Below are 26,196 nucleotides of genomic sequence, written 5' to 3'. Positions count from 1 at the left end.
ATCCGCAACACGGCTAAAGATGAGCTTGGCGATCTGGAGATTTTGTTTAATTCGATGCCCAGCCGTTTAGGTATGCTTGTGGAAGACATAAAAAATGCGGGATTACCAACAGCCTGACTACTGAGTTCTCTTAGTAGTTTTTTTGCGCGAATCTTAATTGTAAGGGGGCTAGACGGATATCGGAAATGTGAAAGTGAAGTCGGAATTGTCTCGTTGTTACACATCTTAAGTGATGGGTATAATGAAATATTACATTGTAAGTTGGAAAGGAGACGGAGATGAAGCTTTCACGAAAAGTTTGGCAATCTTCGGTTTACAAGCGGCTAATCATTGCCTTTATTATTGCAACGATACCCATATATATCCTTGCTGGCATCTTATACAGCTGGGCATCAAATCTACTTCGCCAGGATATTATGGACTCAGCTGAAACTCAGTCCGAGAATTATTTAAGGGAGCTAAATGATACGATTAGCCGTTTTAACTCGCTTCAGTACGATATGCTAAATGATACATATTTGAATAAGTTAGTTAATACATACGACATTCTTGAATCATATCGTCGAATAGAACTTATTCACTTCTTGCGATCCAAGCTTGTCTCCATGCGCAATAGCAGCGAATTAATCGTTGACACTCGTCTGTACCTTCCCGGAATTAACGTGGAAATTTCGGCGGTCGATGGGTATGGGCATTTGAAAGATGAGGACGTGCCTGTTGCGAAGCTTCATGATCCTTATAATGTTATCAGTTATAATAATAAACTGCTCATCGTGGCCTATCCATTAGAAAGCGAGTTTGCCACAATCCCAAACATAATAATTGAAATGGAATTGCGGCCGAGCGAGATTCAGCGTGGTTTTCAAGCGGCGTTAAAAAAGGACTATTCAGGAGCACTGATTTTGGGATTGGGTACGAATGCTGAAAATATGTACATAATCAATGACGAGAAGTTGGAAGAGCCAATTAGGAAACATTACGGACGATCGTTGCCATCTAAACAAGCGACGGTTAGACAGCCTCCCGCCAAACTTGATCAAACCTATATTTTCACACATTCCAGTCTTATGGATAGCAGCTTATACGTAGACCATTACTTATATAAACCAACTATGTTTAAAACGATTTCGGAGTATTACAAATGGTTCTGGTTGTTTTTTTGCATGACCATCCTAATGGTCGCCTTATATCTGTATTATATCAACAAAATCATTAATAAACCTATGGTCAAGCTTGTAAGAGCATTTAAACGAATCGAGGAAGGCAATTTAGAGCTGAATATCCGGCATGATAAAGAAGACGAATTCGGTTATATATATGAACGTTTCAATGAGATGCTGATTAATTTGAAAATCTCGATAGATGAAGTTTACAACCAGCGAATTCATTTGCAGAATGCAGAGCTGAAACAATTACAGTCGCAGATCAATCCACATTTTCTTTATAATTGCCTATTCAGCATCATTCGTCTCATTAAGATGGAAAAAGATGATGAAGCCGTGAACTTTACCAATCAGTTGGCTAAATATTTTCAGTTCATTACTCGTAATTCGAGAGATACGGTACCGCTCGAAAATGAAGTTGCTCATGCACGTAACTACGTCATGCTTCAGTTAGCAAGATTCTCAGACCGTGTTTCCGTTGAATTTGAAGAATTACCGGCAAGTCTTAAGCCATATTCGGTGCCTCGACTAATTATTCAGCCATTAGTGGAGAATGCATTTGTTCATGGATTAGAGAACGTTCTGGAAGGCGGCATTCTCAGAGTGACGTTTGTGGATGTACCGGAACATGAAAGGTTTGTTATTGTCGTCGAAGATAACGGGGAGAATAGCGAAGAAGGATTAGAAAGGCTTTCTGCTCTAGTAATGGACGAGCAGAATAAACAGATTACGCAAGAAATTACAGGTATTCTGAATGTCCACAAAAGGCTTCGTTACAAATATGGCCCGGAGAGTGGGATAAAGGTCGGCAGAAGCGCACTAGGCGGCGTCAAAATAGAGTTAATCATTAATCCGAAAGCGGTGACTGCGGATGTATCGAATGCTAATAGTGGATGATGAGAAGTTGATTCTGGACGGCTTGTATGAATTATTCTTGGAGATGGAAGGACACAGACTTGAGCTATATAAGGCTTCGACTGCATTGGAAGCCTTAAAAACCATGTCCGAAAAACGTTTCGACATCCTGTTGACTGATATTAAAATGCCTAAGATGTCAGGGTTAGAACTCGGTGATCGGGTTAAGCAAAGTTGGCCGGAGTGCAAATTAATATTTTTAACCGGCTTTGATGAATTTAATTACATTCACCATGCAATAAAGCAAGGTGCGGAAAATTATGTCTTGAAATCCGAGGGTGACGAGGCGATCCTTGAGGTCGTTCGCAAATCGATAGCCCTGCTTGACGAACAACAGAAGATGGGAATGCTAATTAAGCAAGCACGCGAAATACAAAGGGAACAAGTCGCACACCATCGAGCCATTTATCTATCTGACTTGTTGGATGGCATGTTGTCGCAGTCAGAGTTCAATCAGCTCACGCTGGAAGGGCTAGGTATTAGACTCTCTATGGATAGCCCAATAGCTATGGCAATAGCCAGGATGGATTTAGCCAGCTCGAAGATGCGTCTTCCAGAAAAGGATCTCCTATTCACGGCACTGCATTCCGTTAACGTTCGTTTATTATCACCCTATCTGAAGTTTACGGATGTTAGCTACAGTCGGGAATATTACGTTATATTCATTCAAGATCGCGAAAACTCTTTTCAGACACTAGAGGGGCTAATGACTTTCTTACACGGCTCACTCGAAACGATTCAACAGACAGTGGAAAAATCCACAGGATATACGTTCTCGTTCGCTCTTACCGAAAGAGCAATCGAATGGAATGATGTGGCCAAACAGTTTATCGTGCTTAAGGCCTTTTTGTCACGCTATTTTGATGCCAAACAAATTATTGTAACGGATAAGAATGTGCAGTCGAAAGTGAAGCAATACGAAGACGATGTGCGTGGCTTCATAGAAGTATTCCATAAACGTGCGAATGCGCTCGATACTTATATTGAATCAGGACGCAAGGATGAGGTTCAGATGATTCTCACTGAACTTGCCTCATTTACAGAATGGGAAGCCATAGATGAGATGAGGTACCTGGAGTTGTATTACGCGGTAGCGCTTCGGATTTTGTCATCAGCAAACAAAATAGGTTTAGACCGTGATTCTACGGCTGCACCGCATCTTATCAAGCTTTTACAGCCTTCTTCATTTCATTCTCGCAAGGAAGGGCTTGATTTGCTTCAACATATCGTTAATTTATTTCATCATTATCACGCAGAACAGTCCTCGAAGATGCGGGTGGATGTATTAGGTACAATCATTCAATATATCGTTGATCATTTAGATGGGGACCTTTCGGTAACAAAACTTGCTGAACAAGTTTACTTGAATCCAGATTATCTATCAAGAATGTTCAAACAATCGAAAGGACTAACAATAACCGAATACATCGCGGCGTTGAAGGTTCAAAAAGCTAAGGAAATGCTTTCCGATCCGCGTATGCTAGTTCAAGACATTGCTAAGACGCTAGGGTTTACATCGGCGGGTTATTTTAGCCGTTTTTTTAAGAAGGAAACGGGACAAACCCCACAGGAGTTCCGAACAACCTAAAACTTGAGTTGGAATTGCATATTCACGACGACCATACATGGAAGTCGGAATAATACAAGGATAATCGGAAATTTGAAATCGTTTTCTGTTGCGCAGAAAAGTATGATTATCTTGTAAGCAATCAGGACTGAATGGGGGAGCAAGCATGAACTACAGAAAACGGAAAGTGTTTACAATGGTATCCGCAATTACGCTGAGTATCGCTCTACTGGCGGGATGCAGCACGAACAATGCAAACCAGACAACAAATAATGGGGGCAATAATAGCGTCAGTACGGAGACGAATACTCCTATTGATCCTATGGCTAAGTTTGATCCGCCAATCGAATTAACCGTTGGGGTGGCGATCGGGGATGCAATGGCTGACGATTTTACAGAAGAAAAATGGGAAAATAGCGTATGGATTAAAGCCTATCGGGATGAACTGGGCATTATAATCAAGCCTCTTTGGTACACGAAGGGTTCTGACGCAGGTAAACAAAAAATGAGCGTTGCCATTGCGTCTGGTGATATTCCTGATCTTATCGGCGTTAGCACGGAACAACTCGCTACATTGTCCAGAACGAATCTGTATACCGATTTAACAGAAGTGTATGAAAACTACGCGACATCATTAACGAAGGGAATTATTACGGAGGAAGGCAATTCGGCTCTGGAGTCCGCTACCTTCGGAGGAAAGCTCATTGCGATTCCGGGAACGAATTCGGCAATCGACGGCGCCTCCTTCCTGTGGGCTAGGCAAGACTGGCTGGATAAGCTTGGACTTCCAGCTCCAAAAACGACAGATGAACTTTATACAGCTATCAAAGCAGTTGTAGAACAGGATCCTGACGGCAATGGTAAAAACGATACCGTTGGTCTGATGATGAACAAAGATTTTCTATCGCCGGGCTTGGCAGAAGCAATTGGTTTATTCAATGCATTTGATGCATATCCGAAAACTTGGGTCCGCGGAGAAGATGGCAAGCTTGTTTACGGCAGTGCATTACCCGAGGTGAAAGACGCTCTAACCTATCTAAATAAACTTTATACAGAAGGGTTAATCGAGAAAGATTTTGCAGCTAAGGATTCAAATAAAGCAGCCGAATTGGCTGCTGCAGGACGAGTTGGTTTCAATATCGGCGCAATGTGGAACGGGATGTTTCCACTTCAGCAAACAAAGGATAACTTCCCGGATTCCAATTGGCTGGCAAATCCGATTGTTTCCAAAGACGATCAGCCAGCCAATCCTCAAATCAAGCTGAATGTGGAGAACTACTATGTGATGCGCAGCGGTTACGAGCACCCAGAAGCCATTATGAAGCTGATTAATTTCTGGACAGAGCTGAATTACGGGGATACGTCGCAAGAGGAGTATGACAAATTTCTAGGTCCTGCTCCGGCTCCAGGACATCACTGGACGGTGGCGAAAGCATGGAAAGCGCAAAAAAATCTCCAAGCGCATCTTAAGCTTAAAGAAGCGTTCAAAACAGGAGATACTTCCAAGCTTAATGCAGAGGAAAAGGGATATTATGATAATATCCAAAAATATAAAGACGGAGACAACGCCAATGCCCAATTCGAGAAGGTATTCGGCGAAACCGGTTCTTTCAAATCCATGAATGAGTATGTAACTAACAATTTATTTAAAATGGATGAGTTCTATGGGGCTTCGACTGACGTCATGAAAAATCGTCTCAAAACGATTGAACAAGCGGTCATAGAGTATTACACAAAAGTGATTATGGGATCGGATTCGGTTAATAACTTTGAGAAATTCGTTAGCCAATTGAACCAGTTGGGTCTTGAAGAGGTAACGAAGGAAGTTAATGATTGGGATGCAGCGAAGTAATTGAAGTATCGATAAGTAACAGTGGAGGAGGAGGACCTCGGTCATTCCTCCTTCTTCTATATAAACATAGGGATGGAGTGTGCATGTCGATGGAGTTGAAAGGAACCCGCAAACGTCGGTTGTCTACAGGCGCTTATCATTTGATGCTGCTGCCGGCGGTCATCTTGGTTCTCATATATAGCTACGGTCCGATCGTTGGCATCGTAATCTCTTTCCAGGATTTTATCCCATCTAATGGCTGGTTTGGGTCGGAGTGGATTGGCCTTGACAATTTCAAGTATGTATTTGGAATGCCCAATACGATGCAGGTTATAGTGAACACTTTATTAATCTCTTTTTTGAAAATGATAGTGGGTATCGTATTTCCGCTTGGCTTGGCGATTTTGCTTAATGAAGTCAAAAATGTGCTATTCAAGCGTACCGTTCAAACCGTCGTTTATATGCCTTACTTTCTTTCATGGATTATCTTATCCGGTATTCTGATTGATATTTTGTCACCATCGGGAGGCATCGTAAACAATTTTCTTGCGTTTCTGGGATTTGAACCGATTTATTTTCTTGGCGAGGGCCCGTGGTTTCGTTTTATATTAGTGGCTTCACACATTTGGAAAGAACTTGGCTTTGATACGATCGTGTATTTAGCCGCCATTCTAAGCATCGATAAATCGTTGTACGAAGCGGCCTCATTAGACGGTGCGGGTCATATGAAACAAATGTGGCATATTACGTTGCCAGGCATGAGACCGATTATCGTGTTGCTGAGCGTGTTGAGTCTTGGAAATATTTTGAATGCGGGATTTGATCAGGTATTCAATTTATATAGTCCTCAAGTCTATTCTAGTGCTGATATTCTGGACACCTACGTTTACCGGATTGGAATGGAACAGATGCAGTATGGCGTAGCAACGGCTGTTGGACTTTTCAAGTCGTTTGTTTCTTTTGTCTTTATCTGCACCTCCTACCTGCTAGCCTACAGGCTCGCGAATTATCGGATTTTTTAATCATTGTCACATAAGGAGGTATTCAGAATGATTGAAAGACGTACGTTTTCTCGTAAATTGTTTATATACGCCAACTATATTTTCCTTACCTTATTTTCCTTAACCTGTTTGTTTCCGATTGCTCATATGGCCGCGATGTCATTGAGCAGCAATGCCGCCGTAACCGCTGGTTGGGTTACGGTGTGGCCGATCGGATTTAACCTGGATTCTTACAAGTACATTTTCAGCAACAATGTATTTATGAACACGGTAGGCGTATCGTTTCAAAGGCTTTTTATCGGCGTTTCACTAAGCTTGACACTTACCGTTCTAGCTTCTTACCCGCTTTCCAAATCCCAATTGAAGTTCAGATCGAGAACGGCATACTCGTGGTTTTTTGTTGTGACGATGATCTTTAACGGCGGCTTAATACCGACCTTTATGGTGGTCAAAGAAACGGGGCTTATGGACTCCATTTGGGCGCTCGTCCTACCCTCGGCGGTTAATGTATTCAATGTTGTACTGATGCTGAATTTCTTCCGTACGCAGCCGCATGAGCTTGATGAATCGGCGCAGATGGACGGAGCCGGAGCTTGGAGAACGTTATGGAGTATTTATTTACCAATCTCTATGCCGTCCTTGGCGACTATTGCTTTGTTTACAATCATTTTCCATTGGAATTCTTGGTTTGACGGCATGATATATATGAACTCGCCTAGCAACTATCCTCTACAAACCTATTTGAGAACTGTTATTGTCTCTAGAGATTTAACGAATATGAACGCAAACGATTTATCGCTTATCGCCAATATTTCGAATCGAACCGTCATGGCTGCTCAACTGTTTGTCTCCATGCTGCCGGTATTGTGTATCTATCCATTTCTGCAAAAGTATTTTGTTAAAGGAATCGTACTAGGAAGCGTAAAAGGGTGAGGTGTGTAATGAATCGAGAGAAATTAAAGCAATCTTTTGAGCAACCTGAAAATCAATATAGAGGAGTTCCTTTCTGGGCTTGGAATGATGAGTTAAAGCAAGAGGAATTGAATCGTCAGATTGATGGTTTCAAAGAACAAGGCATGGGCGGATTTATGATGCACGTGCGCGAAGGTTTAGAGACCCCTTACATGAGCGAACTATTTATGGACCGAATCAAGGATAGTGTCGCCAAAGCAAAGGAATCGGAAATGACAGCCTGGTTATATGATGAGGACCGATATTCCTCCGGCATGGCAGGAGGAATGGTTGCGAAATTAGGCGGGGATGCGGTTCGCGCAAAGGCGCTGACTCTGACGATAAGCCGAAATTTTGACCCTGAAGATCTATCGATCCTAGTTGCTTACCGTGCCAACATCAATGGAGATGATCTCACTCATTTTAGTCGAGTAACCGTTAAACAAGTCAGAGAAGAACTTTCGCAAAGCGATGAAGTGTATCTCTTATTCCGTGTAAGGATTGCTAAAAAAAATGATTGGTCTCACGGTGACACCTATACGGATCTAATGAATCCGGAAACGGTTAGATTATTTATCGAAACGAATTATGAACCATATAGAAAAGCAGTAGGAGAAGAATTTGGAAAAACAATTCCAGGGATATTTACGGATGAACCTACGGTTAAAGGTTTTTCCGAGCGTTTGGAAGAACCTGATCTAACTTGGATTGCATGGAGCGAGGTATTAGCCGAGGAGTTCGAAAGGAGAAGGGGTTATTCGATATGGGAGCTCCTCCCGTTCCTATTTTTCCGGGGAGCGGCTTCTTCGCAGATTCGTTACGATTATTGGTTAACCGTTACGGAAACATTTAGCGAGTCGTATACTAAACAAATTGGAGATTGGTGCAGGGAGCACGGTCTTCAATTTACCGGACATTTTCATTCCGAAGGCAGTATCGTCGGTCAGGCATTGAACAGCGGATCGGTTATGTCCCATTATCGGTATCTAGATATACCCGGGATCGATACTTTATGCGAAAAAACGGATGAGCATCTGACTCTGAAGCAAGTATCTAGCGTTGCGAACCAGCTGGGCAAGAAGCAGGTCATTACCGAAACCTATGGCGTAACCGGCTGGGACTTAACTTTCGAGAACCGCAGGTGGATAGGAGATTGGCAATTTGCCTTAGGTGTTAATTTGTTGACGCACCATTTATCTTGGTACTCGCTCAGAGGCTGTCGTAAACGCGATTATCCCCCTTCTTTTAACTATCACACGAATTGGTGGAATCATAATAAAAGCATGGAAGATTATTACGCCAGACTTAGCGCCGTACTGAGTGAAGGGAAACTAACTCGAAACGTACTTGTTATTCATCCAGCTACATCTGTATGGTCAAGGTTAGGGCGAAGCGTGAATGCGGCATCGTGGAAAAATAGTGCTGGAAATGAAGCTATACTTGCCGAGTATGATCGTTCGTTTAATGCATTCGTAAACCGATTGGTCGAATTGCACATTGATTTCGATTTAGGCGATGAGCTAATCATGAAGGACTTCGCCGCGGCTGTGGGGGGAGCTATGCATGTCGGTGAGGCGCAATATCATTTAGTTGTGTTGCCGTCTCTTCACAATCTCATGTCTTCCACACTTGAATTGCTGCTTGCCTATATGCGCAGTGGAGGGAAGGTTGTTTCGTTCGGGGAAATCCCTTATTTACTAGATGGAACAACATTCAATTGTCATCGGCTGGACGCGTTTTTGAATCATAAAAATCTTATTCGTTTACAGAATGCAGGTGAACTTGAGTCGTATGTGATGAAAACGGTGTCCCGAGGAGTTGCCATTACGGATATGTCGGGCAACGAATCCGAACACTTCCTGCACATGCATCGACAAGTCAATGATGGATCGGTCGTTTTCATTGTGAATAATGACCGTCATCATACTCATCAAGTAGAAATTGAAATCTCGGGCGGACAACGCTTGGAAGAATGGGATGCTTGGACGGGAAAGGTTACTAGACGGTTCACTGATTCAGCAGGTGATTCGGTCATATTCCGCGAGACATTTGGCCCTGCCCAGTCCAGGTTATATGTCTTGGCGAGCGACTCCGTCGTTCAGACCAATAATGAAACAGATGCGGTCGATGGTCTTGTTGAGAAATCAACCACGGGTGAACAATTTGCTGCGGAGCTCGAACCTGTTGCATTCCAACGAACCGCACCTAACGCCTTTATTCTGGATCAATGTCAATTCCGTATGGAAGATGGAGAGTGGTCGGAGGCGATGGAGGTATGGAGAGCTCAACGAATCATCCGTGAACGCCTCGGCATGCGTCAAGTCTTCCATAATGGCAATCTACAAAGGTATTTGTGGATTCATGAGGAGCATCCTTGCAATCAATCGGCGGTTGAACTTCGATTTACTTTCGTGGTAACGGATATCCCTGCGACAGATACCTTCCTGGTTTTCGAAGATGCAGATCGTTTCGTGTTCGAACTAAACGGCAGGCGCATACAAGCATCGCCAGAAGGCTACTACATGGATATTTGCATGAAAAAGATTAAATTATTGGATTTGAGAGAAGGCATTAATACCCTTGATGTTCATATTGCTTATTGCCATGATATGGAGCTCGAAAATGGTTATATCATCGGTGATTTCGCGGTGGATCACAATCGTAGAATCACTCGCGAGCCTAGCATGCTGTCGTACGGCGACTGGCGCGAGCAAGGATATCCTTATTATTGCGGCAGTATGAACTATTGTTTTGAAATTGATAACGATGCTGTAATTGGAAATGGATACAAGCTGGAGCTCGGAAAGTATGAAGCTGTTCTGCTCGACGTGAAGGTGAACGGAGAAGCGTGTAAGACGATTCCTTGGAGATGCGAATCATCGGTGGATTTGGATCCTTGCTTGATGGATAGAAAGTTGAGTCAAGTCGTTATCGAAGTTATTGGAAGTCCTCGGAATTTGTTTGGTCCGCTTCACGAATTGGATGACGCGCCAAATTGGATGGATTGGTGGTCCTTCCATCCCAAGGAAGATGGGTATACTCCCGAATACAAGGGAGTTCCATACGGACTAATCGAACCGATAAAGCTTATTAAAAAGGTGGAGAAGCGTTGAAACCGGTGCGGTTAAGGATCAATAATTATTACTGCCCCTTTGGTATAGACACGGGTGTTCCTTTATTCGGTTGGCAACTGGATAGCGAGGAGCGGGATCAATGCCAATCCCATTACCGAATCATCTTCGCTGAACAGGAAGTATCTCTCGAACGATGCGAAGATTTACTTTGGGACAGCGGGAAAGTGTATTCTTCCGAGCAATTCGGCATCGGCTACCAAGGGCAGCCTTTGAAAAGTGTAACGACTTATTACTGGAGGGTCGCCGTCTGGAATCAGCACGGAGAGATGAGTTGGAGCGATCCGATGTCCTTGTTTACGGGGTATTTATATGAGGAAGCTTGGAAGGCAAAATGGATTGGAGATGGAGGGGCCAAGCCCTTCTATGCCCGCATGAGATTTGCGGCCGAAGGAAAGGTTAAGAGTGCTTATGCGCTTGTGTCTGGCCTTGGTCATTTTAAACTCTATATGAACGGCGAGAAAGTAGGACCCAACGAGATGGATCCGGGCTGGACGAACTACAATAAATCCGTACAATACGTATGTTTTGATGTAACGAACCAGATGCGTGATGGCAACAATGTAATAGGTTTATCGGTTGGCAACGGCTTTTATTTGGGGGATGCCGGAGACCGGCATTTCTATACCCTCGATAAAGGTTATGAGTCTTATGGATCCGAGTTGCTTGCAATAGGCGAATGGCATATCGAATATGAGGACGGTTCCGTGCAACATGTACGAACGGAGTGCGAGAATTGGAGAGTTAGAGAAAGCAAGACTACACTCGCTAATGTTTATGGTTCCGAGAACTTCGACGCAAGGCTTTATCCAGCAGGATGGTATGATCTTTCCTATGATGATTCATCGTGGGCAATTCCCAAGATACTCACGCCACCTAAAGGAAAGCTAGTAAGTCAAAACCAGCCCCCGATTACAGTGAAGACCACCTACGATACGATCAAGATTGAGGAGCCAAAGGATCAAATTTATGTTTTTGATCTAGGTCAAAATATGTCGGGTATGTTCGAGATTTATGTCAGCGGTCCTGCGGGGAGCAAGGTCACAATCAAGCCTGGTGAGCTTCGGAATGAAGACGCTACAGTAGCTACACCGTGGGATATTGTCACATATTCGGAATATACTCTTGCCGGAAGCGGAGAAGTGGAAGTATGGAAACCCGACTTCTCCTGTTATGGCGCGAGATGGGTGCAAATCGAGGGATGTACGCGTGACGAGTCGGACACATCCAAACCATTCATTCATGATGTGAAAGGGCATTTTGTGACTTCGGCTTCAATGGATGCGGGGCATTTCGAAACCGATGATCCTCGTATTAACAAGCTTGCTCAAATTATTATTAAGGCGATCGAGAGCAATCTGCAAAGCGTGCATTCGGATTGTCCTACTATCGAGAAACTGGGCTGGATTGAAACGGCGAGTCTGATGGGACCTTCCATTATGTTTGTCAAAGATGTTGAAGCCCTGTGGCTAAAAATAACACGAGACATGATCGAAGCTCAGACGGAAGAGGGCTTAATTCCCGATATTGCGCCGGAATACTCCAAATTTAGTGAAGGATTTCGTGATTCTATCGCATGGGGCAGCGCTATTATTCTCGTACCCGAATTATTGTTGAAATGGTATGGCAATCGAACGGCAATGGTAGAAGCGTATCCTGCCATGAAGGCGTACATGCGATATCTGAAGAGCAAAGAAGTAGAAGGCGGACTCATTAACCACGGGCTTGGGGATTGGGGAATCGTGCCTCAAAGCGGCGGGGATTATATCGAAAATGTCGAGACGGCGTTTTATTATGAGTGCTACAAACGATTGTCTCAATTTGCGACTATGCTCGGTCTGGATCACGATGCCGCGCATTATGCGTCAGAAGCGGAACGGGTAAAAGTGGTGTATAACGCCAAGCTATTGCGCTGGATACCGGATGAAGACCGTTATGCTTATTGCAGACGGAATGGAGAGTTTGATCCGCTCAACCAAGTGATTCAGGCAATCCCATTATCTTTTGAACTGGTGGACGAAAACTATCGTTCCGATGTAGAAGCGTCACTGCTGAATGCCGCAGCAGGGAGGCAATTTAAATCGGGAGAGATCGGACTTCGCTATTTATTCCATGCTCTCGCAGGTATGAAGCGCAATGATATCATCTTCGATATGATGATGCAGCCTGAGCACCCAAGTTATATCCGCTTCGTGGAGAAAGGCGAGACGGCCCTGCCGGAGTTTTGGACGGACAATGCAAGATCCAGTAATCATGATATGATGGGTCATATCTTGGAATGGTTATATAGAGAGCTTCTAGGCATCTCTTCTATTACAGATGCTTACAAAGAAATAAACATTTCTCCTCTGTATCTGGATTCCGTCCGGGATATCAAAGGCAGTTATCAATCGGCAAGAGGGCTGATTGACGTTCATTTCTCTTACGACGAAGCTGGATCCAGACTCAGCGTAAGCATCCCTCCAAATACAACGGCACTAGTCAAGATTCCGCTCCTCTCATTCGGTAATGATCTATATGAGAACGGACAGAAAGTCGATTACAAGCCGGTAAGCGAACAAGGAAAGCATTATGCCGTAACGTCTATCCATTCGGGGGCGTATAGGTTCCGTACAGGGGATCTGTAAGGCTAAATTTACTCATTCAAACGTATGAAGAGGTGTCAAGAACATTGCTAAAGGATCGTCCTTAGGGATGGTCCTTTTTCCGGCTCGTGGGCAGAAACTGGGATAGTCGGAATTGTATAAGAGCTATCGGAAGTTTGCAATAGTTAAGATGATCCGAGCATTTAGTCAATCGGTAGATAAAGCTGTCTCTCAGATCGTTTCTAATCAACTTTTTCATTCCGAGATGAGAATAATAGCATAAAAATTGGTCTGTTCAAAAGTCAATGAGACGTTCTCAATAGCCTGACTTTTGCATTTATTGCTCAGTAAACCGGAAAATCGTTGAGATCTAGATGCAGTGTTACATCGATTAGGTACATGAAAGGGGAATTCGATAACAATGATCATTGATCGACACACGACTTATCGCTTGCCTAAGAAGTTAACCTCTCCAGTACGCCATGCTTGGGAAATGGTGGGAAGGGATCTTAAATATGTGTTTGGAGAGGTGCCAAAGCTTCAAGTGGACGAAGACGCTCCAGTTGAAGTGGAAGTCCGTTATGCTCTCCTGGAGGATCTATGCCCCGAGCATCCAGAGGCATTTTCTTTTCAGTTTATCGAAGCAGATGGGGTCATGACGCTCCACATTATGGCCCACGATGACCTCGGGCTAGTATTTGGTTTGTTAGAATATAGTCGCAGATATCTGGGAGTGGATCCGTTCTGGTTCTGGATGGATAAATACCCGGTGCGCCGGGGCGAAATACACATTTCCGAAGAGAATTACGATTCTCCAGAGTCGTTTGTTCGTTTCCGAGGATGGTTCGTCAACGATGAAGTGTGCTTGATTGGATGGAAGGAGGAGTATCCCCCAGCCAAAGAAGTGTGGTATCCCGTCTTCGAAGCCTTACTGCGGTGCGGCGGCAATATGTTGATCCCCGGTACCGATCTGCCTAAACATGGCATTCATGCTGATCTTGCGTCAGAGATGGGGTTATGGGTAACGCACCATCATGCAGAGCCGCTTGGCGCTGAGATGTTCCTGCGTGCATATCCCGGCAAGAAGGCTAGCTATCAAGATAATCCGGAGCTGTTCGAAGCTTTATGGGAGGAAGCAATTGAAACACAGAAGGACCGGAAGATTGTTTGGGTTCTTTCCTTCCGAGGGCAAGGAGACCAGCCTTTTTGGATACAAGACCCTTCATTCGATACACCAGAGAAGCGCGGAGAGATGATCAGCAGAGTCGTCCGTAGGCAGTATGACATGGTTAAGCAGAAGGTTGAAGAACCGTATTGCTGTGTAGCTTTATACGGTGAGATCGCAGAATTATACAAGGCAGGTCATATCGACATCCCTGAAGATATTATGCGAATATGGGCCGATAATGGGTACGGTAAGATGGTTTCCCGTCGTCATAACAACCATAATCTGAGAGTTCCTTCGCTCCCTTCGAAAGAAGACGGAGGGAAGCACGGTGTTTATTATCATGTAACGTTCCACGATCTTCAGGCATCAAATCATTTGACCCTTTTTCCCTCTCCAGCTTCCTTTATTCAGCAGGAACTGGAGGATGCTTTCCATTCGGGAGCATGCTCATACCTGCTGGTGAACAGCGGTAATATTAGACCGCACGTATATACCTTGGACTTTATCCGCGAGCTGTGGAGCAAGGGTCATGCGGATTCAAAGGAGCACCTCCTTCAATTTGTATACCGTATGTACTCCGCTTGCGAAGACGAGATTGCCGCGTTACATCTTGATTACGCTGAGCAGACCATTTCGTACGGCCCAAATGAAGATGATCGTGCGGGTGAGGAACTCTATCATCATCCGGCCCGAGAGATCGTCGGTCATTGGCTTCAAGGAAGAGACGGACAACCGTTGCAGAGGCTGAACTGGGCAACGGGGTCGGTCGGTTTTGCGGAGCAGGTTGATTGGTTTAGCCGTAAATGTGCGGACGCGGTACCTAGCTGGCAGTTACTCAAAAAGCGCATCGAGCAGCTTATAACTAAGCTTCCGAACGAGGAGCAGCAAAGAATGAATGATCATCTGCTGCTACACGTCAAGCTGCATCTATCCGGCTGCGAGGGTTTTGTAGCTTTAGGTGATTCTTATAAAGCTTATATGAATAAGGAATTTCCCGCTGCATTCGTACATGCATCGCGAGCAATGTGGTGCTATCAACAGGGATTAGAAGCTATGCAAGAAGCTGAACACGGACATTGGCACAATTTCTACAGAGCGGACTGGCTCACGAATATACAGAGCACTGTGAACAATATGGATACTTTAAGAAGATGGCTCCGTATCCACGGAGACAGTCCCGATTTCTTTGCCTGGTATAAAAATTATCTCATGCCGGAAACGGAGAAATATATTTATTTAGAAAATACGCATCGCAATCCCTTGTCAGACGACGAGTTGGCTCGAAGATTGAAAGAGAAGTTTGAACTGTGAGGTAGAGGAATATATGTCGTACTTGACAAAGGAGCGATAGGAATGAGTATGCAAGCTCTGCGAGAACGAGGTCTCACGAATAAGATATACGGAATCGGTATCTACAGGATCATGATGCGAGAAATCTAAGATCTATAAAAACTTGGATATACTCGATGACCGCGAGAAGGAAGTCGTGATCGGCCGATTTGGGCTGGATCATAGCGGGGATTAGCGGAGTCAGCGGGAGATTGCGAAGGAACTGGGGATCTCGCGGAGTTATGTGTCGCGAATTGAGAAGCGGCTTTGATGAAGCTATATCATGAGTTTTATAAGGTGAAACTGTAGTAAAGTGAGCAGTTCACAACTAAAGAAGTGGCAATCTCAAGTTCGATCCACTTTACCGGGAAAGCGCGATTGGGATGAGGTATGCGACCAACTCTCCTGTTAACTTAATATTATTATATCGTATTAATTATTTAAGATATTCACTCCAGTTAATATAGCATATAATCGCAATATATTGGTGAATATAGGAGATCACAGGATGACGTTTAAGATCGGAATTGATTACTATCCAGAGCAATGGACTCCCGAGCTATGGGAGAAGGATGCAGCGCTTATGCAAGAGAAGGGTATTGCTGTTGTACGAATGGCGGAGTTCGCCTGGAGCCGAATGGAGCCGACCGAGGGTGATTATCGGTTTGATTGATTGGATGCGTCTATAGAAGTATTCGCCGCACGCGGTATAGAGATCGTGTTATGCACACCTACCAATACGCCGTCGAACTAGATGACAACCCGTTATCCGGATGTACTGCCAATGGTTGAGCAACGTCAAATCATCCGGCCGGGTGTGCGTGGACATCATTGCAACAACAGCTATTCCTTGAGAATGCTGGGCTCCAAATTTGTGGAAGCGGTGTCACAGCGCTATGCGAAGCATCCCGCCATCATTGGCTGGCAAATCGATAACGAGATGCACTACCAGGAATGCCATTGCGATACGTGCAATCGTGCATTTGTCGCTTGGCTGCAAAAGCGTTATTCCAGTCTGGAAGAGTTGAATTGGGAGTGGGGTATGGTCGTCTGGAGCGGAGAGTACAGCAGTTGGGCCGAAGTAACGACGCCGCTCGGTACCAGCAAGCCGATGAATCCTTCTTATCTTCTGAAGTGCAAGCGGTTCTGCTCGGACAGCGTAGGCTATCTGCTAGGATGGCAGCTTGAAATTGTACGCAGAAACTGTCCAGTCCAATTCGTGACGCATAACATGTGGCAATTTAGGATGAAGTGGGCAACAACGTGCTATCCGAGCGATATACAGAACGCACGATGCTTCGCAAGTTCTATGATGACCCCGTCACCGTCACGCGTGACGAACTTCCGATTTGGGAGCTTAATCCGTTGCTGAGAGGGGGTGGTATGGCAGAGAAATGATTTCAGGCAAATAGTACAGAGAAGATTGCTGTTTTATCTAATTGTTTTAGAGAGACACTTACTGTTTTTTGGCTTTTAAGCTTACTCATTCGATCTTAAAACTAATATGCCAGGGAGGAAATTTATTTTGAAAAATAAATCACGTCTCAAACTATTAAGATTCAGCTTAATCCATTTATTGTCTCTTTGCTTGTTAATTTCTTTTGTCATACCAGTTTACGCTGTTAATAATCAGGTTGCCAATACTCAGGTTTCTGTAGTAGGGAACAAAATCGAGGCTGAGGATGGCGTAATGACAGGCACGGTTTCTGTTGACAATACAACCAGCGGTTACTCTGGTAGAGGATATGCCTCTTTTAAGGGTGAGGGAGATTTAACGCTAACTTATCAAGCTCCCAATGCAGGACTGTATGAAATCACTGTTGGCTATAACTCTCCGTTAGGAAGTAAGAAAACAGAATTAATTGTGAATGGCCAAGGTACAGGCGAAATCTCCTTGGAGGAATCGGCTGACTTTCATGAGCTATCAGCAGGCAAAGTACTGTTGCAAGCTGGGGAAAATACGTTTAAGTTCAACTTGGGTTGGGGTTGGTACAATCTCGACTATCTTTTGGTAACACCTGTTGGAGGATCTGAGAAGATCGAAGCAGAGGATGGTACCAAGACAGGCACGGTTTCTGTTGAAAATACGATCAGCGGTTATTCGGGTTCAGGATATGCCTCTTTTAAGGGAGAGGGAGATTTAACGCTTACCTATCACGCTCCTAATGAAGGACTGTTCGAAATCATTGTCGGCTACAACTCACCGTTTGGAGATAAGAAAACAGAATTGATTGTGAATGGCCAAGGCACGGGTGAAATATCTTTAGTGCAATCGACAGGTTTTCAAGAAGTATCAGCAGGAAAAGTACAGTTACAATCCGGTGATAACACAGTAAAAATCAACTTGGGCTGGGGTTGGTACAATATTGACTATATTATCGTAACTTCTGCTGAAGTAGGCGGATCTCATCAAGTTGAGAAAATTCTTTCTAACCCGAACGCTACACCAGAAACACAGGCATTGATGAACTACTTGGTGGACACGTATGGCAACGGAATTATCTCTGGTCAGCAGGAAAGACATGATGCGGATTGGATTTATGATCAGACAGGAAAGTACCCAGCACTTCTTGGCTTAGATATGATGGATTATTCACCTAGCCGTGTGGAACATGGGACGTCCTCCCAATCGATTGAACAGGCGCTCGATTGGGGTCAACAAGGTGGGATTGTTCAAATTCATTGGCATTGGAACGCACCAAAGGATCTTCTTGACGAACCTGGGAATGAATGGTGGAGTGGATTCTATACGAGAGCGACAACTTTTGACGTTGCTTATGCACTTGCCCATCCTGATTCGGAAGACTACCAGTTGCTTCTTAGAGATATTGATGTAATTTCCAATCAATTAAAGCGGCTGCAGGATGCACATATTCCTGTAATTTGGAGACCATTGCATGAGGCTGAAGGCGGTTGGTTTTGGTGGGGGGCAAAAGGTCCTGAGGCATACAAGGAGTTATACCGCCTCATGTATGATCGTATGAAAAATGTACACGGGCTGAATAACTTAATCTGGGTATTTAACTCGGAAAGTGAAGAATGGTATCCTGGCGACGACGTCGTTGATATCGTGACTACAGACTATTATGCTCCTAATGGTGATTACAACCCACTTGTCAACAAATACGATCAACTTGTCTCGCTGGTGAACGGTACTAAGTTGGTTGCTCTAGCAGAGAATGGACCTATTCCTGATCCTGATCTTTTACCACTCCTTGGTGCGGACTGGCTGTACTTCATGACTTGGACAGGAAACTCGATCCGTGATGGATTGCAGAATGATCCTCAGCATTTACAAAAGGTCTATCATAGTGATTATGTCATTACAAGGGATGAACTTCCCACTGATTTGTATTCATATGGGCTGGCACCTGTTGCAGAAGTGAGCTACAGTAAAACCGGTTTAACAAATCAAGATGTGGTGGCAACCATCACAACGAATAAGCAGGTCACTATAACGAATAATGATGGCAAGAGCAGTTATACCTTTGCCAACAATGGAAGTTTCACCTTTGAGTTTGTTGATCAAAAAGGGCTCCAAGGGACCGCAGTGGCTACCGTTAATAATATTGACAAAATTCCCCCAACCTTAAAGGTTTTTTCGGATAAGCCCAAACTTACAAAAAACAACCATAAACTCGAAGAGGTTACTTTCTCTTGGGAAGCAGAAGACAGCGACTCTGGCATTGCAAGTGTGAAGCTAGTATCAGTTACGAGCAACGAGCCGGATAATGGCTCTGGAGACGGTAATACGACAGGAGATATCCAAGGCGCGGAGATTGGGACAAGTGATAACAAGATTCTCTTGCGCGCCGAAAGATCGGGGAATGGCTCAGGTAGGGTATACACCGTTACCTATGAAGCCGTTGATCATGCGGGTAACAAAACCCAGGCTTCGGCTATTGTTTCTGTACCGCATAATGGATAATAACAATTAATAGAAAGTGAGCAATTCACTATGAATACAAAAATGCTTTTCAATGACAGCTGGGAATTTGCAAAGAGCGGTGTGGATGCAGTAGATTGCACGGACTTACGCTTTGAACCAGTTGATCTCCCCCATGATTGGCTCATATATAATACGTTGGCGCTATATGAGAATAGCATTGGCTGGTACCGCAAGATCCTATCTCGGACAAAATCAGACATACAAAACGGCCAACAACATTTAATCTATTTCGAAGGCGTATACATGGATTCCTCTCTCTACGTAAATGGACAGTTCGTAGGTGAGTGGAAGTATGGGTATTCCTCTTTCGAACACGATATTTCGGCTGCACTTGTCGAAGGGGATAATGAAATCATCGTGAAAGTCGTTCACCAGCACCCAAATTCCAGATGGTACTCGGGTGCTGGAATCTACCGAAACGTGTGGTTAAAGACAAGAAACAACAATCACATCGTGACAGATGGCGTATATATTTCAACGAAAGAACAAGACAGCCTATGGCTGGTGGAAGTTGATACGAATGTTCAAATCGACGCCATCAACTATGAAGGCCTGCATCTTGAACACAGCATTGTTTATCAGGGAGAAGTGATTACTTCCACTTTGGAGCAAATGACTGCTAGTCGCAGTTCGATCGCGTCCAATCAGCAGGTATTGAAAGTACCGGACCCGTTTTTATGGAGCCCGGACGAGCCGAATTTGTACAAAATGGTTACCAAATTGCAGCAAAAGGCACCAGAGTCCGAACCTAACGCGGAACCACGTTACGAAGTTTTGGAGACGATCACGCAAAACCTCGGATTCCGCACCATTGTAATGGATCCTGAGCAAGGATTTTATGTTAATGGGGTAAAAATGAAATTAAACGGTGTTTGTGAGCACCATGATTTAGGTGCTTTAGGAGCGGCGTTTAACGTCAATGCCCTTCGCAGAAGATTTAGGATTCTGAAAGAAATGGGTGTCAACGCTATCCGTACTGCTCATAATATGCCGTCGCCGGAGCTTATGGAGTTGGCCGATGAAATGGGCTTCTTCATCGCATCGGAAGCGTTCGACATGTGGGAACGACCTAAGACGAATTATGACTACGCAAGATTTTTCAAAGATTGGGTATACCGTGACATAAAAAGCTGGGTGCTGCGGGACCGAAATCATCCGAGTCTAATTATGTGGAGTATCGGAAATGAGATTTACGATACGCATGCAGACGAGAGAGGGCAAGAAATTACTAGAATGCTCAAGGAATATGTGGAGGAGTTTGATCCAAAGAAAAATGCTACGACGACGATCGGTTCCAACTACATGGCCTGGGAGAATGGACAGAAATGTGCCGATGTTTTGAAACTGGCGGGTTATAACTATGGGGAAAATCTGTACCATACCCAACATGCCGAGCATTCGGACTGGATCATCTACGGCAGCGAGACATCTTCGGTCGTCCAGAGCAGAGGGATCTATCATTTCCCATTCGAAAAGTCGATTTTTTCCGAAGACGACGAACAATGTTCCGCCCTCGGGAACAGTCCGCTCAGTTGGGGAGCGAAATCAGCTGAAGCTTGCATTCTTGCAGAAAGAGATGCTCCGTTTTCCTTAGGGCAATTTCTATGGACTGGCTTCGATTATATTGGAGAACCGACGCCGTACCAAACCAAGAATTCTTATTTCGGCCAAATTGATACGGCCACGTTTCCGAAAGATTCCTACTATATCTATAAGGCTGCTTGGACTGATTATCGGACACAACCGATGGTGCATGTATTTCCGTACTGGGATTTCAATGACGGACAATTAATTGACATCCGCGTATGCTCGAATGCACCTAAGATTGAGTTGCAATTTAACGGCTATACCATAGGTACTTATGATATCGACCATCATCATGGGACGCAGCTTGTAGGTTGGTGGAAAATCCCTTATGCAAAAGGAGAGATTAAAGCAATAGCTTATGACGAAGAGGGCAACGTCATTGCAACCGATATTCAAAGATCCTTTGGAGATGCGAAACGAGTTTCTCTTCAGTCTGACAAACAGGTTCTAACGGCAGATGGTACTGACTTGATTTTCGTAGAGATCGGTATGGTGGATGAAGATGGTAACCCGGTCGCGAACGCAAACAATCGCGTGAATGTAAAGGTATCGGGGGAAGGGCGTCTGCTCGGGCTTGATAATGGAGACAGCACCGACTTCGACGAATACAAAGGGTTAAGTAGAAGATTGTTCAGCGGTAAACTCATGGCGATAATCGGGGCGACACTACAACCTGGCAAGATTAAAGTAGAAGTAGATTGCGTAGGTTTACAAACGGAGACACTCCAGTTTGAGTCTTTCCCTGCACATAACGAAATACCTTTCGGCATTTCTGTGAATGCAAGAAATCAAGAAAAGCCATACGTTTGTGGGCATAATGACGAAATACCACTTCGTAAAATCGAAATCGTGAGTAAATTGGGACAATCTTTCAACGAATCCGTGAGAGAACTCGTCGTTCAAGCTAGGCTATATCCGGAAAATACCACCTATCAAGATGTCGAATGGCGGGTTGTAACGGATCAAGGGATTGACTCGAATATTGCGAGAACAGAAGCAAACGGATTGGAAGTGAAAATTAACGCTATTGGTGACGGCGACTTTCTACTTCGTTGCTCAAGCAAGAACGGTACGGACAAAACGAAACTCATCTCACAGTTGGAATTTAAGGTAACGGGTTTAGGAACAGCTTACAAGAATCCTTACTCCTTTATTTCGGGAGGACTATACGATTACAACAAAGGAGATATAGCGACTGGTAATGAGAAAGGCGTAGCGCCTGCTAATGACACCGAAACGCATATTGGCTTCCGGAATATCGACTTCGGACCTTTCGGATCCGACACGGTAACGATTCCGGGTTATGGCTTGTCTAGTAATGCATACAAGCTTCAAATTTGGGAAGGAATTCCTGGAGAAGACGGCAGCGTATTAGTTGCCGACACCTATTATCAAAAGCCTTACGAGTGGAGTACGTATAAAGAAGAAACCTATCGTCTCTCTAAGCGCCTTCGTGGTATTACATCAATTTGCATCGTTCTCTACCAAAAGCTGCAAATTAAAGGCTTCACCTTTGAGCGCCAGAACAGGGCTTTCGAGCAAAATTGGGCCGCAGATAGCGACCATATCTATGGAGACTCATTTACTGTGGCCGGTCATTGCGTTGAGGGCATCGGGAATAACGTTACGCTTGAATTCTCACAAATGGATTTTTCCGTTGAAGGTGCATCGAAGCTGGTCGTCTGGGGAAGATCACCTATCGACAAGAATACTATTCACATTCAGTTCATCGACGAGAATGGTGAGAAAAGACAAATCGTAGAGTTCAAGAAAACCAAAGGTTATGAAGAGCAAGTATTTGAGTTAGAAAAGGTTGATAGTATGAAGAAAGTGACGTTTATCTTCTTACCGGGTAGCAATTTTGACTTCAAAGGGTTCCGCTTTGAGAGATGAGTTTAATGCACCATATTAATTGAAGTAGTACAGGATACAGTGAGCGTAATAACGAAAGGGGAACTTATGAAATTTTCAGTTTGCATCGATTCCGTATTTAGGAATATGAATTTGTCAGAGGCATTGTCACATGTAAAATCATCGGGGTTTGACGCATTCGAATTTTGGAATTGGAGACATAAAGACGTAAACCTGATGGCAAGCGAAATGAAACGACTTGAGCTTTCGCTCTCGACGTTTTGTACAGATGGTGGCAATCTAGTAGACCAAGAGTCTCACAAGGAATACTTGCAAGGCCTCAAGGAAGCGATAAGTGTTGCTAAAAGACTTGGCTGCGGGACGCTGATAACTCAAACTGGAAATGAATTAAGTGGTATCTCGCGTGAGCACCAAATTGAAAATGTTTTGACAGGGTTACGGCTGGCGGCTCCAATTGCGGAAGAGGCTGGAGTTACACTCCTTCTGGAACCTCTCAACACGACAGTTGATCATCCCGGGTATCTCTTAACGCGCTCCAGCGAGGCATTTGAGCTTATCGAACAGGTTGGAAGTAATTATGTGAAAGTATTATTTGATATCTACCATCAACAGATCACTGAAGGTAATCTAATTAGCTCAATGCTGAGTAATCTTCAAAGCATTGGTCATTTACATGCTGCAGGTTGTCCAGGGCGCAATGAATTACAATTTGGCGAAATCCATTATGCCAACGTCATTCAAGCATTGCGCAACGCGGGGTATTCAAACTATTTTGGTCTGGAGTTTATGCCTTCTGCTGAACCTGCCTTAGGATTGGATTACGTTAGGAGTTTGATGGATGCGTCCTAAAAAATAGCTTATCAGAAATAGTGGCCGTGGCGCTCTGTGAGCTGCCCGGCCATGTTTTGTTAGTAATAAATAACTAGATAGATGAATGTGGAGGAAATTCATGTTTAAACCAATTGTTGAATTCCAATAGTTTCAATAACGATCAAAAGTATAGGTTTATTGAAGGATTATCAATTGAAAATCTGCCAAGCTCTTTTGAGTTAGCAGATGCCTTCAATACGACTGGTTGGGAACTAGCACACCAACCTGGTGGGACCAAGATAAAATTACCACTCTATATAACGGAATATAGGAGAGTAAAATATGAAGAAAAAAATAATAGGTATTTCTGCAATGGTTGTTTTTTCTGTAATCTGTATCATTATCAACATTGGAACGAATAAAATTGAAGAAAAAAACGCAATCCCTTCAGAAAGGTCTTTTTCACTCGAAGTTCATAAAGTTGTTGATGGAGAAAAAATAAGTATTTCAGAAGGCAAATCAGACTATTTCAAATCAATAGAAGAACTAGAACAAAACTCCGATTTGATAGTTCGTGGTAAAAACTATCTGGCAAGGAAGTAGTAAGACTCACTGATATCGGAACAATAGACGTTGATTATACGGAGACAGTGTTTGAAGTTAATAAAGTGTATTCCGATAATATTAATAAAAAAGATGTAAAAACAATAACGGTAATTGAACCGGTTGCTACTTTTAAAGGAGTTGTTTCTTCTTACGAGGGATATAAGGCGATGAACCCTAACAAAAACTATATCGTATTCTTAAACAAAACACCTGTGGATAATGTTTATACAATTAATGGTGTAACCCAAGGAAAGTTAGCATCTGACGGATCGGTTGAGATTTATTCCGAAGAAGACGATAGTGATTATAAAATGATCAAGAAATTTACTGAGGAGGCAACCATTAAGTTTAACGAGTAAAACTTTATGTAGGACAAAGAGCAAAGCGCTCCCTAAATGACAATAGGAAGTGCTTTGCTCTTTGTTGGGAGGTTATTTTATTTCGGAACAACAAGTAGTTCACTCGATCTCGAAGGGCTACAATCCAAAACGAGATATTGAACTTCATTTGCTTGCTCTTTTTTAGTGATACTCTTACAAAGATAGTTCCTTTTTTCTTTATCACCATTCTTATCCTTTGAGGGATCTTCTTCAATTTTTATTTTATTCTGAGTATAACTGAGTTGAATGAATACTGGATCTCCCTCTTTAGTGAAACGTGTAATCTTTACACTGGAGTCTTTTTTGTTTGATACTTCTGAAATAAAATTGTCTAGTTTATCCATATTCCCTACAACACCCAAGTCAGACACAACATCACCATTTTTCACAGCTCTTTCGGGTGTAGCGGAACATCCCAATAATAACATAAAAAGTGTGGCAAGAATAAAGAGATTTTGATATTTCATAATTATCTCCTTCTATTAATGTTTTTGGCTACGCCTAGTTGTGCTTTAAGAAAGTATAAGTCGGCCCCCCTTCAAAATCTCATCTTTACAGTAGCAAAGGGCGGTTTGCTCTTTAGCAACTCCCGTAGCAACTTGGTACAATCTAGCTATCTTTCTTATCCTATTCTACTACTCTACTCTACTCCTCCCTTAAGGCTCAAGGAGTCCTGAGGCTTAAAAACGCTTTTCCAAAGAGCGCTATCTTACACCCATAGTGGGTTGTGAATTTTTTTTGGAAAAGCGTTTTTTGTGCTTTTATAAAACCTGCTACGAACTATATACTCCGCTACGTAATACATCGTTTTAGAAATATATGCTGTGCTACGTGTTTTTCAACAATTATTTTCTTTTTATTAATAATGGGACGAATTGGGGACGAAAACCGTCACCGAGCATCATAAAAGAACCAAATAGATCATACGACAGTCGGTAAAAACCCTTATTTTATAAGAATTCTTCCTACATTATCATACTAGATCCTAATCCATCTCTAACACTGGCAGCGATGAGGCCAGGGGTTCGATCGCCCTAGGCTCCATCAAACAACAAAAAACCACTTCTTCGGAAGTAGTTTTTTGTTGTTTGGTGGAATGCTAAAGAGCAGACCGCGGGGGAAATGTGAATGAAATCGCTTCGAACGAAGGCGCGGAATGTAGAGCACACCATGTTACCCTATTGCGCAGGCTAATCCTTTCAAATAATTTTCTTTAGCAAGTTTAATAACGAATGGGACATCTCATGCTGGATAGACGAGCTTTGTTTGCAATTTCCAAGATGGTATATATATATTATTTTGTAGTCATTCTGTACTATTGAAAGATTATCCAATGTCGAACTTTGTGTTA

General features: G+C 43.5%; 14 protein-coding genes and 2 pseudogenes. 15 read left to right on the top strand and 1 reads right to left on the bottom strand.

Going from position 1 to position 26,196, the window contains the following annotated elements; all coding sequences use genetic code 11:
* Positions 1-278 precede the first annotated feature (278 nt).
* The 15 genes and pseudogenes from AC1DLI_RS25250 (at position 279) to AC1DLI_RS25180 (ending at position 24,824) form a co-directional block, all read left to right on the top strand.
* A complete protein-coding gene (locus AC1DLI_RS25250; protein WP_477607230.1) occupies positions 279-2,060 on the top strand; it encodes a sensor histidine kinase in 1,782 nt (593 codons plus the stop codon).
* Positions 2,053-3,666: a helix-turn-helix domain-containing protein gene (locus tag AC1DLI_RS25245; protein WP_477607229.1), complete on the top strand. Its 1,614-nt coding sequence runs from the start codon at positions 2,053-2,055 to the stop codon at positions 3,664-3,666. Before AC1DLI_RS25250 ends, AC1DLI_RS25245 begins: the two co-directional genes overlap by 8 nt.
* 145 nt (positions 3,667-3,811) lie before the next feature.
* Positions 3,812-5,497 (top strand): type 2 periplasmic-binding domain-containing protein, encoded by a 1,686-nt coding sequence (locus AC1DLI_RS25240; RefSeq protein WP_477607228.1) that lies wholly within the window; start codon positions 3,812-3,814, stop codon positions 5,495-5,497.
* An 83-nt stretch (positions 5,498-5,580) separates the two neighbouring features.
* A complete protein-coding gene (locus tag AC1DLI_RS25235) occupies positions 5,581-6,498 on the top strand; it encodes an ABC transporter permease (RefSeq protein ID WP_477607227.1) in 918 nt (305 codons plus the stop codon).
* Positions 6,499-6,525: 27 nt separating this feature from the next.
* A complete protein-coding gene (locus AC1DLI_RS25230; RefSeq protein WP_477607226.1) occupies positions 6,526-7,410 on the top strand; it encodes a carbohydrate ABC transporter permease in 885 nt (294 codons plus the stop codon).
* Between the two features lie 8 nt (positions 7,411-7,418).
* A complete protein-coding gene (locus AC1DLI_RS25225; RefSeq protein WP_477607225.1) occupies positions 7,419-10,541 on the top strand; it encodes a glycosyl hydrolase in 3,123 nt (1,040 codons plus the stop codon).
* Between the two features lie 5 nt (positions 10,542-10,546).
* A complete protein-coding gene (locus AC1DLI_RS25220; RefSeq protein WP_477607295.1) occupies positions 10,547-13,186 on the top strand; it encodes a family 78 glycoside hydrolase catalytic domain in 2,640 nt (879 codons plus the stop codon).
* Between the two features lie 379 nt (positions 13,187-13,565).
* A complete protein-coding gene (locus tag AC1DLI_RS25215) occupies positions 13,566-15,623 on the top strand; it encodes a glycosyl hydrolase 115 family protein (protein ID WP_477607224.1) in 2,058 nt (685 codons plus the stop codon).
* 118 nt (positions 15,624-15,741) lie between these two features.
* Positions 15,742-15,950, top strand: a pseudogene (locus AC1DLI_RS25210) (sigma factor-like helix-turn-helix DNA-binding protein); the annotation flags it as partial.
* 199 nt (positions 15,951-16,149) lie between these two features.
* A pseudogene (locus AC1DLI_RS25205) lies at positions 16,150-17,013 on the top strand (beta-galactosidase).
* Positions 17,014-17,166: 153 nt separating this feature from the next.
* Positions 17,167-19,569: a glycosyl hydrolase gene (locus tag AC1DLI_RS25200; RefSeq protein ID WP_477607223.1), complete on the top strand. Its 2,403-nt coding sequence runs from the start codon at positions 17,167-17,169 to the stop codon at positions 19,567-19,569.
* Between the two features lie 30 nt (positions 19,570-19,599).
* On the top strand, positions 19,600-23,070 hold the full coding sequence (locus AC1DLI_RS25195) for a glycoside hydrolase family 2 TIM barrel-domain containing protein (protein WP_477607222.1): 3,471 nt from the start codon (positions 19,600-19,602) through the stop codon (positions 23,068-23,070).
* A gap of 66 nt (positions 23,071-23,136) precedes the next feature.
* A complete protein-coding gene (locus tag AC1DLI_RS25190) occupies positions 23,137-23,898 on the top strand; it encodes a hydroxypyruvate isomerase family protein (protein ID WP_477607221.1) in 762 nt (253 codons plus the stop codon).
* Positions 23,899-24,201: 303 nt separating this feature from the next.
* On the top strand, positions 24,202-24,462 hold the full coding sequence (locus tag AC1DLI_RS25185; protein ID WP_477607220.1) for a hypothetical protein: 261 nt from the start codon (positions 24,202-24,204) through the stop codon (positions 24,460-24,462).
* A gap of 47 nt (positions 24,463-24,509) precedes the next feature.
* Complete coding sequence (locus tag AC1DLI_RS25180; protein ID WP_477607219.1) at positions 24,510-24,824, top strand: hypothetical protein; 315 nt, start codon at positions 24,510-24,512, stop codon at positions 24,822-24,824.
* 77 nt (positions 24,825-24,901) lie between these two features.
* Here the strand turns inward: AC1DLI_RS25180 and AC1DLI_RS25175 are convergent, their stop codons facing one another.
* On the bottom strand, positions 24,902-25,312 hold the full coding sequence (locus tag AC1DLI_RS25175) for a DUF4362 domain-containing protein (RefSeq protein WP_477607218.1): 411 nt from the start codon (positions 25,310-25,312) through the stop codon (positions 24,902-24,904).
* Between the last annotated feature and the right edge of the window lie 884 nt (positions 25,313-26,196).

Source organism: Paenibacillus sp. 01T443, from assembly GCF_056398325.1.
Note: the sequence above shows the minus strand (reverse complement) of the source record. Positions and strands in the feature narration are given on the sequence as shown.

What these genes read in the sequence shown, in the direction of transcription:
- AC1DLI_RS25240 (WP_477607228.1), top strand. Translation starts at nt 3,812, where the DNA reads ATGAACTACAGAAAACGGAAAGTGTTTACAATGGTATCCGCAATTACG.
- AC1DLI_RS25190 (WP_477607221.1), top strand. Translation starts at nt 23,137, where the DNA reads ATGAAATTTTCAGTTTGCATCGATTCCGTATTTAGGAATATGAATTTG.
- AC1DLI_RS25235 (WP_477607227.1), top strand. Translation starts at nt 5,581, where the DNA reads ATGTCGATGGAGTTGAAAGGAACCCGCAAACGTCGGTTGTCTACAGGC.
- AC1DLI_RS25230 (WP_477607226.1), top strand. Translation starts at nt 6,526, where the DNA reads ATGATTGAAAGACGTACGTTTTCTCGTAAATTGTTTATATACGCCAAC.
- AC1DLI_RS25215 (WP_477607224.1), top strand. Translation starts at nt 13,566, where the DNA reads ATGATCATTGATCGACACACGACTTATCGCTTGCCTAAGAAGTTAACC.
- AC1DLI_RS25185 (WP_477607220.1), top strand. Translation starts at nt 24,202, where the DNA reads ATGAAGAAAAAAATAATAGGTATTTCTGCAATGGTTGTTTTTTCTGTA.
- AC1DLI_RS25175 (WP_477607218.1), bottom strand. Translation starts at nt 25,312, where the DNA reads ATGAAATATCAAAATCTCTTTATTCTTGCCACACTTTTTATGTTATTA.
- AC1DLI_RS25225 (WP_477607225.1), top strand. Translation starts at nt 7,419, where the DNA reads ATGAATCGAGAGAAATTAAAGCAATCTTTTGAGCAACCTGAAAATCAA.
- AC1DLI_RS25195 (WP_477607222.1), top strand. Translation starts at nt 19,600, where the DNA reads ATGAATACAAAAATGCTTTTCAATGACAGCTGGGAATTTGCAAAGAGC.
- AC1DLI_RS25250 (WP_477607230.1), top strand. Translation starts at nt 279, where the DNA reads ATGAAGCTTTCACGAAAAGTTTGGCAATCTTCGGTTTACAAGCGGCTA.